Raw genomic sequence first — 10,550 nt, 5'->3', positions numbered from 1 at the left:
CCTTATCTAACTTTCAGGGTCGCAAGACCAATTAATACCAATACCACGGTGATTATCCAGAAACGTACGATTACACGAGGCTCTGGCCAACCTTTTAATTCAAAATGGTGATGCAAGGGAGCCATTCTAAATATTCTGCGCCCGGTCAATTTAAACGAAGCGACCTGCAGAATGACCGATACGGTTTCCATCACAAATACGCCCCCCATAATGAATAAAACAATTTCCTGCCTTACCATCACAGCGACAACACCCAAGGCGGCACCCAACGCTAAGGCGCCAACATCCCCCATAAATACTTGAGCGGGATAGGTGTTAAACCAAAGAAAGCCCAAACCGGCACCTAACAAGGCACCACAAAAAACGATTAACTCACCCGTACCTGGCAGATAAGGGATATGTAGATATTCCGCAAACACACTATTACCTGATACATACGCAAAAATACCTAAGGCACTCGCCACGAGAACCGTAGGCATAATCGCCAAGCCGTCAAGACCGTCCGTCAGGTTGACGGCATTACTTGTCCCAACGATGACGAAGTAACTTAAGACGATGAACATGGGCCCTAAATCAAAAACAAAATCCTTAAATACCGGTACAATTAACGCGGTCTCCTGAGGTAGATCTGCTGTAAAGTACAAAAGCAATGCCGCAGCACCACCACAAACTGACTGCCAAAAGTATTTTGCTTTCGCTGGTAAACCTTTAGAGTTCTTTTCAACCACTTTTCGATAGTCATCTACCCAACCAATCGCACCGAATGACAGTGTCACGAATAGTGTAATCCAGACATATTTGTTACCCAGATTTCCCCAGATCAAAGTACTAATCGCCACAGCAACAATGATTAGAGTACCGCCCATCGTTGGCGTACCCGCTTTGCTTAAGTGAGACTGAGGACCATCATCCCTTACAGACTGACCAATTTGATAATGGCTCAACTTCTTGATCATCATCGGGCCAACCCATAAGGAAATCATCAGGGCAGTTAAAACCCCTAGGATTCCTCGCAAGGTTAAATACTGAAACACCGACAAGAACCCAAATGTTTCAGATAAAACGGATGACAACCAATACAGCATTAGTGAACTCTTCTCTTAATTAAATTTACAACTTCATCCATTGCTGCGCTTCTGGACCCTTTGATCATCACGATCTTATTTTTGTGCGGATCTTTCACTAGGTGCTCTGCAAGCAAGGCTTTGTCTTCAAAAACCAATGCATTCTCACCAATACTTTCACTCATCTGTTTTGCGTATTGCCCTATCAAGCAAAACTCTTCGATTCCTAATTCAAGCGCATAAGTCGCGACATCTATATGCGCGTCATGCGCATGAGCACCAAGTTCGGCCATTTCACCCAGCACGGCAACTCGATACCCCGCCTGCATAGACAAGATATTAAGGGCTGCTTTCATCGAAGCCGGATTTGCGTTGTAACTGTCGTCTAATAAAGTGATATCATTAATGACAGCTGTATTCATACGCCCTTCTGTCGACTCAACCTTTGCCAAGCCTTTTGCTACACCTTCCAAGTCGCATCCAACAGCAATTGCAGCAGTCGCTGCTGCGAGAGCATTTTGGATTTGATGCAAACCTGGCACAGGTAAACCAACCCTTACGCTCTCTTCGTGATAATTCAATGTAAAGCAGCTTCCTTCGGCTTCACATTCAACATCACTTGCAAAGACATCAGCATTTTCACTTTCCTGTGAGAAAGACAAACTTTGCCTTCCTCCCAAGCGCTCTAACCAAGTCATATAGGCTGGGTCATCGAAGTTTATTATTCCAACGCCGTCAGCGCTTAAGGAGTCATAAATTTCTCCTTTGCCTTCGACGATCGCTTCGTAATCACCAAATACTTCAATGTGAGCGCTGCCAGCATTCAAAACCATTGCAACATCTGGTCGGGCCATATTGCTTAGATAGGCAATATCACCTTTCGCTCTCGCTCCCATTTCCACAACTGAAAACTGGTGTTCAGCATTTATGTCTAACAAAGTTAACGGCACACCCACTTCGTTATTGAAATTACCCTTCGTTGCCGCGGTCTTGCCGTATTCTGATAAAACAGCTTTCAACATATTCTTAGTACTGGTTTTGCCTGCTGACCCCGTCAAACCAACTAACTTTCCGCAAAACCTCTGTCGATTAAGTGAAGCAATTGAAGCAAGCGCTTTGTCAGTATCGTTAACTTGTAAATATGAAATCTGTTTGGCTGTCATCCCCTCATCTTCGATATACTGCGATACACTTGCTAAATCTTGTTCGCCAATAACACCTGCACAGCCCTTTCGCAGCGCATCAACAATAAATTCATGCCCATCAAATCTTTCGCCCTTTAAGGCCAAGTAAACATCACCTTCGTTAACGGTACGTGAATCAATAGATAGGCAAGTAAAGCCCGTATCATCACCCAATAAAGTACCCGGCAAAGCTTTAGCCAAAGAGGAGAAAGTCATGACATCAATCATTAATGACCTCCTCTAGCGCCTTAGGAAGAACAGCTGCTCCCGAAATCAATTCGCGCACAGTTTCGATATCACTAAAGTAGTGGCGCTGACCTTTCACTTCTTGCCACGTTTCATGACCTTTACCCGCCACAAGAATGACATCATCTGCTACTGACTTTTCGAGCATTTTCTGTATTGCCATTCGTCGCTCGTGTATCACTTCCACCTTCGATGGCTGCGCAAAGCCCGCTAAAATATCTGCGATGATTGCTTCTGGTGATTCTCCTCGTGGATTGTCATCACTGAGGACAATGTCATCTGCAAACGCTTCGGCAACTCTTGCCATCTCGGCGCGTTTTCCTTGATCACGGTCACCACCACAACCAAATATCACCCTTAGAGAGCCACTGCAAAGAGGCGCTAGCGTTTTAAGTACATTTTCCAAAGCATCAGGTGTATGTGCATAATCAACTACGACTGTAGGTTGATTCACAGACCGAAGCACTTCCATACGGCCATCAACCGCTTTAATCTTTTTAACTCGCGACTCAACGCTTTCGAGGTCGTTCATCGCCGTGGCAGCTGCAAGCACAGCTAACAAATTGCTTAAGTTAAATTCGCCCAGCAATGGGGAGTCGATCATTACCTGACCTACTGAAGCCTTGATCAATGCGTGTATACCCGATGACGAAAGCTCGTTCGTCAATACCGCAACATCAGCAGCTTTACTTGAAACCGCATAACTCGTAATGTTTGTGCCTGGCGTAACAGCGGCTTTAAAATCGCTGAACAGTTCATCATCTCGATTTAGTACTGCAAAGGCCAAGCTCGTGTTCTGAAATAGCTTCTGCTTGGCTTGCGCGTAGTCGGACATTGAACCATGGTAATCCAAGTGATCACGAGTCAAATTGGTGAACACTGCTCCATAAAACTGGACGCCATCTACCCGGTTCTGACATAAGCCGTGCGAAGATACTTCCATCACTACAAACTTTGCACCCGCGTCACGCATATTAGCCAAATGCCGATGCACCTCGATCACATCGGGTGTCGTGTAACCGGTCGCAACCAGAGCTTCCGTCTCCTCACCAAGCAAGCCATAACCCAAGGTTCCCATCACGCCACACTTATGCGGTCCTTGGGATATGTAAGAGGCAAGGTAGTTTGCTACTGAGGTCTTGCCGTTCGTACCGGTGACACCGATTACTTTAATTTCTTCACTTGGCCTAAAGAAGAAGCGAGCCGCTATCTCTCCCATACTCTGGCGAAGGCCCTGCAAGCAGATCTCTATCGCTGCTTTATCTTCATATATTCGGCAGTTAGTATTTCCATCGCGTAGTACTGCGTTTGCACCGCGTTCAATAGCTTCTGCAACGTACAGCTCAAGCTGAGCTTCATCACTAGCAATCGCAATGAACACATCACCTTTTTGAACTTTTCTACTATCGATCGAAATACCTGAAACTCGTGTATCCAGCGCTGCAGGCACATTACAAATACCTCGGAGCAAATCAACCAATGAGTGAGCATAGATATTTTGCATACTACCCTCTGCTCGCTAAAATTGATTTGCCAGAAGACAAGGCTGAACTTTCTTTATCGGGGCTGACATCAAGCAAGCGCATCGTGCCATTCACAACTCGTGAAAAAACTGGCGCCGCAACCTCACCACCATAATATTCCGCACCTTGCGGACCATCGATCACTACCACCATGGCGACTTCGGGTTTATCTATTGGCGCGACGCCGGCAAACAGCGCTTTGTACTGGCTCTCTTCATAACCCGAGCTTCCTACACTGTGAACAGTGCCCGTTTTGCCTCCGACTTCATACATTGGCAATTGCGCTCGCGTTCCTGTTCCACCCTTGGCAACAACAGCCTTCATAGCTTTTCTCAAGGAATCAGAAACATCCGAGCTCAAAATCTGCTCTCCTGGGTAATGCTCTTCACGATAAACAAGACCCAAAGGGTGCTTTACACCACCATTCCCTAATATCATATAAGCTTGGGCAAGTTGCAGTGCGGTAGCATTCAGACCGTAACCATAAGACATGGCTGCAACTTCAATTGGCTGCCAATGCGAAGAGTCTGGCAAAGAACCTATACTCTCTCCAGGAAAGCCAATTCCCGTTCCCTGCCCAAAACCAAGCCGGCTAAACATATCCCAAACGACATCACCACTAAGATCCAGCGCTATACGACTGGTTCCAACATTACTACTTTTGGCAATAATATTAAGGACACTTAGCTCACCGTAGTTTCTGTGATCTCGAATTGACTTACGCCCTAAACGCAAATAACCCGGAGATGTATCCAGGCGGGTATTCAGTGTGTATTTGTTTGTCTCTAATGCCGCGGCTATCGTTGCTAACTTCATCGTCGAGCCCGGTTCAAATACATCGGTGATCGCTCGATTCCTCAAATGCGCAACATTTATATTGCTACGATTATTTGGGTTATAGGAGGGCTGATTTGCCATCGCTAAAACATCGCCTGAGTGAATGTCGAGTACGACTATCGACCCGGCTTTCGCTTTATGAGTCTCGACGGCAGCCTTGAGTTCTCGATAAGCCAGATATTGAATCCTCATATCTAGACTCAAACGAATATCCTTTCCTGGGCTAGCTGTTTTTACAGCACCAAAATCTTTGATCACTCGCTGCTTTCTGTCTTTCAGGACTCTGCGCTTTCCCGGTTCGCCGCTTAGCCAGTCATCATAGGAGAGTTCAATCCCCTCCTGGCCGTGCTTATCAATATTAGTAAAACCGACAACATGAGCAGCCACTTCACCCGCTGGATAGTATCGCTTGTATTCTCGTTTGCTATAGATCCCATCTAAATTTAAAGCAAGCACTTTGCTTACTTCATGAGGCGCCATTTTTCGCTTAAGGTAGATGAAGTGCCTATTTTTGCTGCGCTCTAGCTTGTCGGCCAGTTTCTCATAGCTTTGTCCAAGCGCTTCAGCCAAGGCTTTAGCTTGGGCAACATTCAAGTTCAGATAACGAGGATCTGCATAAACCGTTTCAACCGGAGCGCTAACCGCCAAAGGCACACCATGGCGATCCATAATTACGCCACGATGAGCATCCAGCGTTTCAAAGCGAATAGTACGTGCATCACCCTGCTCTGCTAAAAATGCCTGCTCATAAACATGCAAGTCTATCGCACGATAAAAAAGTGCGAGACCACACAAAGCCAAAAAGCCCAGCAGAAACCAATACCGCCAGGCTAAATTGCTTTTAGAAATGTCTTTTGAGCGATTCACTAATCAGCACTCTTTTATTTATAGTTAGTAAATTAACTGGATTTTTTCAGTTTCTGGCACTTCCATACCCAAGCTTTCGCGCGCCACTGACTCAATTCTATTAGGCGAGCTCCATGCACTTTGTTCTAATAACAATTGCGCCCACTCGAGCTGAAGCTGATCATTTTTTTCTAGCAAAATTGCTTGCTCTGCAAATAGCTGCCGACTCAAGTGAGAAGAGTACACAACACCAATTGCTGACAAGACGATTATCAGTAACAACATGCCGGTCACCACAAAACCTTTAAAGGAAACCTGCCTTAACAAATGAAGCAAGCCATCTAGGGCCAAAGCCATTCGCTCCATCACCGTCATCTCTGAAGAGTTTTCCCGCACCGCCTCAACGCCGCGTTCACCGTGGCGAACTACCGACGTCAATCTAGACATTAACAACATAAGCCTATTCATCAGAAACTCTCTCCAACACTCGCATTACAGCGCTACGCGCCCGAACGTTATTTTCTATTTCTGCTTTACTCGGTTTAATCGCCTTTCCAACTAGCTTAAAGCCTCGAACAATATCTTTTTCAAAAACGGGCACCCCCGGCGGAGGCGCATCACCTTTTGCTTTTTCACGCATAAAGCGCTTAACAATACGATCTTCGAGTGAATGAAAGCTAATAACAACTAAACGGCCACCGACTGCTAAACTCTCACTTGCTTCGTCCAGCAATCGCTCTAAATCACTCAATTCATCATTAACTTTAATTCGAATAGCCTGAAACACCCTGGTCGCCGGGTGCTTATGTTTTTCCCAAGACGGGTTCGCGTCCTTCACTATTTTCGACAGTTTTGCAGTCGTATCAATTTCCTGACCCAGCAATGCCTCTTTGATACCTCTAGCTATTTTCCTAGCAAACTTTTCTTCGCCATAATCGAAAAATACCTGAACCATCTCTTTCTCATCGACCTCTTTGATCCACTGTGCGGCACTCACTCCGCGCGTGGTATCCATCCGCATATCTAGCGGACCATCATTCATAAAACTGAAGCCTCTCTCAGCATTATCAAGCTGCGGAGATGACACACCCAAATCCGCTAACACGCCCGAAACTTTCTCTTGCCCACAAACTCTCAAATGCTCACGAATATCTGCGAAGGAGCCGTGCACAATCGAAAATCGCTCTTCATCAACAAATCGACTCTGTGCCGCAGATATTGCTTCCAAATCTTTGTCAATAGCGATCAACGAGCCATCTTTATCCAAAGCTTCTAGTATTTTTGAGCTATGCCCACCACGACCAAAGGTTGCATCAACATAGGCACCTGAAGAATTCGTCACCAATAAGTCAACTGCTTCTTGTAATAGCACCGTCTCGTGCATATGTTGCTCACAACTCATACCAATGTGTCCAATTCAATCAACATATACATTACAGAGACAAATTCAGCATTTGCTCTGGAATATCATCATCCTGATCTGCTTCATCTAACCAATTAAACCAACTGTCTTCACTCCAAAGCTCAAACTTCTTTCCTTGACCCACCAACATCAACTTCTTCTCGAGATTTGCATACTCTCTAAGTGTTGGCGGCACAAGAATTCGCCCATTCCCATCCATTTCCAAAGGCGTCGCATAACCAATCAACAAACGCTGAGTGCGTCGCGCAATCTTGTTGAAACTTGGCAGGCTTTCAATTTGAGGCAATATCTCTTTCCATTGATCTTCTGGGTAGACGAGCAAGCAGCGCTCCTCAGTATGCGCAGTCACAACAATACGGCCATCACAAAAAGACGCCAACGATTCCCGAATCTTAGTCGGAATCGCCATGCGACCTTTAGCATCCATATTGATTGCGTGACTACCTAAAAACAAAATTACGCCTCGAAACCCACAAAAAACTGAAAAATACCCAAAATTAACCACTTTTTTCTACTTTTACCCACTATAGGAACTAGAACTCCACAAATCAAGCAAAATAGACGGGTAGCCAAAGGGAAAAATACTCAAAAAACACAATAACTTAGAGAGATATAGGCAAAATCGGAAGGCACAGAGAGACTCTTATCTTTTAACAACAAAAAGATAGCGTGAAAACTTAAGAAACCACTTTAAGAGTAAGATTTTTTTCTTATTAAAAGACAAGAAATGGGGATTTTTTTAACTAGGAAAAGTAAAGAGTTTGCCGATAAGCCGGGTTCTGTCGTGGACAATCATTCATCTAGACTAAACGTCACCATTTAGTTCAAGCAACCTACCCGAATTCAGCGCGAGCCACGCCAACGAATTCCTATTTGGTTTTGCTCCGAGAGGGGTTTACCATCGCCATGAACTGTTGCCAGTCATGCGGTGCGCTCTTACCGCACCTTTTCACCCTTACCGTTCCTAGCCAAGGCTAGAACTTAGGCGGTTCACTTTCTGCTGCACTTTCCGTAGGCTTTCGCCCCCCAGGGGTTACCTGGCACTCTGCTCTGTGGAGCCCGGACTTTCCTCTCCTCATGCTGAAAACTCAGCTAAGCAGCGATTGCCTGGCAAACTCAGGAATAACAGTATTACGGAAATACAGATAATTCAAGAAAAGAATAGATAAATATAACTAATCTCGAACCGTAGCAATGCGAACATTACTAATACTCGTTAGATCAGAGATATAGCCACTGCCGATTGACGCTTCCTGCCCCTCGCGATCCGGAGGAGCAATTGTGGCTACAAAGTCTACCTGCCTCTCAACGATATAACGAATCGAGCCCAGGTTTTGCTCCAAGACAGTTACAGTTTGCTCTATACGACTTAACTCGTAGCTAGTATTGTCTTCTTGATCACTATCGGAATCGAAAACAATGCTATCAAACTCATCATCTCGAACAAGGAAAACAGCATCTTCAAAAGACGAAGGCGGAAGCTCATCCACATAACTCACATCAGCGGAGGTATCAGCTCCAACTAGAGAGTCTTGAATAGTGAGATTACTTGCCCACGACTCAACCTCTTGAGTCAAAGCAAACTCAAGCACGTCAGTCACCTCATCTGGGTTAGCATCCTCAATTGTGATATCGGTCTGAAAAGGCAGCACTTCATAATCGTCATCAACCGTCAAGCCCGCGGCTGTAGGACCAGCTATATTAACAATATCTTCAGCCGAGTTTGCTGACACAGCCGAAACCGTCCCCATCGCTCCTTCTGAAAGCAACTCAAAAGCATGCACAGGAAAAGCCGTCGCCAAGCCCAAAAATGATACTGGGAGAAAAATATTTCGGAACAGTCTATCCATTATGACTCTACATCCGTTAGATAATTATTTGCTTATATTTTGCACGATTAAGAATACCTTCGCAATCTACTAAGCACATCGAATCACATCATTCCTTCAAAATTGCAAACCGGTCGTCGGTTTTACAATCACTTCTCTTTCAAACTTAAAGCCAGGTTGTATATTTCCTTTTTACTTCCGCCCACAACATCCGCCACGACAGCACTTGCCTTTTTTGGCGGCAGCTCTAGAAGCAAACGCGCTAGAAGCTTGAGCTTTTGCTCATCACTCACACTCAGAGGCTCTTCCTGTGAACCTTCAAGCACCAACACAAACTCTCCTCTAGTTTGATCTTCGTCAGCCTTCATCCAAGCCAGAACTTCAGACACCTCACCGTACTTAATCGTCTCATATCGCTTGGTTAGTTCTCGAGCCACACAAAGTTTTCGCCCTGCCAACGCGTCGGACATAGCCTCAAGCGTCACCAAAATCCGGTGAGGCGATTCATAAAATATAACTGTGCGCCGCTCAGCAAGATAAGATTGCAGCACCTCTTCTTTAGCCTTTTTCTTAGCAGGCAGAAAGCCTTCAAAGATAAACGTGTCACTTGCAACGCCGCTGGCGCATAAAGCAGCAATCAGTGCAGAAGGGCCTGGTATGGGCCTGACGAGAACCCCACTTTCTTTGGCTCTCAAAACTAATGTATACCCCGGATCAGAAATCAGCGGCGTACCGGCATCTGAAACGAGCGCCACCGACTGCCCCTCTTTGACCAAGCCAATGATATAAGCACTTTTCTCAGACTCATTGTGCTCGTGCAGGGATATCATTTTTGTAGCAATACCGTAGTGCTCCAAAAGCTTTCTTGTGTGCCGCGTATCCTCCGCAGCAACAACGTCAACAGCTTTCAAAACCTCAATTGCCCTCAAAGTAATATCTGACAAATTTCCTATTGGCGTCGCAACAATGTAAATGGCACTTTCCAAGAACACAACCTCACTATAAAATACGGAACATTCTACATTTAAGCATAGACCCCGCTATGAAAGCACTTCACTTTTCTATTATTGTCTGCCTGTCTGTCATTATATCTGCCTGTGGCACATCGCCTAAAGTAAACCAAAGCAAACTAACAAAGGTCGAATCTCCCGCTCCAAAACAACCGGAAGAGCTGATTTCACTAGCACTAAAGTCCACCTCCCCAAAACAACAATCCAAGCTATTTTTTCAAGCCGCACAATCTTATTGGGAAAATAACCTATACGCACAGAGCGATGCTGCACTAGGGTCAGTTCAAATAGAGCACCTCAATGAAGCTGACGCTCAAGACTATCTTTTAATGTCCTTAAAGTTAGCGACAAGCAATAAGAACAAAGCACGCATTGAGAAAATACTGCCGCTAATCCCGAACCTTGGTTTATCTGGCATGAATGTCGACCAGCAAATCGAGCTTTCGCACTTATTATCTCAAGCTTATGAAATCACAGATTTAACTATTGAAGCGGCGATCACCTTAATCGATCATCGCGGCCTAATTAATCCAGAGCATCACCAAGACACAGACGAGCAAATCTGGCACCTACTCCGCTCAACTGAAA

10 protein-coding genes and 1 other RNA gene are annotated in these 10,550 nt (G+C 45.2%); 1 reads left to right on the top strand and 10 read right to left on the bottom strand.

The window, feature by feature from the left end; genetic code table 11:
* Window positions 1–2: 2 nt before the first annotated feature.
* From mraY to rsmI, 10 genes are all read right to left on the bottom strand, one after another.
* Window positions 3–1,085 (bottom strand): phospho-N-acetylmuramoyl-pentapeptide-transferase, encoded by a 1,083-nt coding sequence (gene mraY, locus A3756_RS14875; RefSeq protein ID WP_068516372.1) that lies wholly within the window; start codon window positions 1,083–1,085, stop codon window positions 3–5.
* Window positions 1,085–2,476, bottom strand: coding sequence for a UDP-N-acetylmuramoyl-tripeptide--D-alanyl-D-alanine ligase (murF, locus tag A3756_RS14870; RefSeq protein ID WP_068553778.1), 1,392 nt, complete (start codon window positions 2,474–2,476; stop codon window positions 1,085–1,087). Before murF ends, mraY begins: the two co-directional genes overlap by 1 nt.
* Entirely contained in the window at window positions 2,469–3,998 is a 1,530-nt protein-coding gene (locus tag A3756_RS14865; protein WP_068553777.1) for a UDP-N-acetylmuramoyl-L-alanyl-D-glutamate--2,6-diaminopimelate ligase, read from the bottom strand. Before A3756_RS14865 ends, murF begins: the two co-directional genes overlap by 8 nt.
* 1 nt (window position 3,999) lies before the next feature.
* Window positions 4,000–5,721: a penicillin-binding protein 2 gene (locus A3756_RS14860; RefSeq protein WP_068516380.1), complete on the bottom strand. Its 1,722-nt coding sequence runs from the start codon at window positions 5,719–5,721 to the stop codon at window positions 4,000–4,002.
* Window positions 5,722–5,745: 24 nt separating this feature from the next.
* Window positions 5,746–6,147: a cell division protein FtsL gene (gene ftsL / locus A3756_RS27760; RefSeq protein ID WP_197470004.1), complete on the bottom strand. Its 402-nt coding sequence runs from the start codon at window positions 6,145–6,147 to the stop codon at window positions 5,746–5,748.
* A gap of 13 nt (window positions 6,148–6,160) precedes the next feature.
* Window positions 6,161–7,102 carry a 16S rRNA (cytosine(1402)-N(4))-methyltransferase RsmH gene (gene rsmH / locus A3756_RS14850; protein ID WP_068553776.1) on the bottom strand — a complete coding sequence of 314 codons (942 nt, stop codon included), beginning with the start codon at window positions 7,100–7,102 and terminating at the stop codon, window positions 6,161–6,163.
* A 31-nt stretch (window positions 7,103–7,133) separates the two neighbouring features.
* Window positions 7,134–7,577: a division/cell wall cluster transcriptional repressor MraZ gene (mraZ, locus tag A3756_RS14845; RefSeq protein WP_068516386.1), complete on the bottom strand. Its 444-nt coding sequence runs from the start codon at window positions 7,575–7,577 to the stop codon at window positions 7,134–7,136.
* Window positions 7,578–7,875: 298 nt separating this feature from the next.
* Window positions 7,876–8,242: RNase P RNA component class A (gene rnpB / locus A3756_RS14840), an RNA gene on the bottom strand.
* 56 nt (window positions 8,243–8,298) lie between these two features.
* Entirely contained in the window at window positions 8,299–8,973 is a 675-nt protein-coding gene (locus A3756_RS14835; RefSeq protein ID WP_068516390.1) for a hypothetical protein, read from the bottom strand.
* 128 nt (window positions 8,974–9,101) lie between these two features.
* Window positions 9,102–9,938 (bottom strand): 16S rRNA (cytidine(1402)-2'-O)-methyltransferase, encoded by an 837-nt coding sequence (gene rsmI, locus A3756_RS14830; RefSeq protein ID WP_068516393.1) that lies wholly within the window; start codon window positions 9,936–9,938, stop codon window positions 9,102–9,104.
* Window positions 9,939–9,994: 56 nt separating this feature from the next.
* Between rsmI and A3756_RS14825 the strand changes: the two genes are divergently transcribed.
* On the top strand, window positions 9,995–10,550 hold a 556-nt coding region (locus tag A3756_RS14825), incomplete at its 3' end, for a penicillin-binding protein activator (protein WP_156490496.1).

The organism is Oleiphilus sp. HI0086 (genome assembly GCF_001635225.1).
The sequence above is the reverse complement of the archived record's forward strand: the minus strand, read 5'-3'. Positions and strand labels throughout refer to the sequence as shown.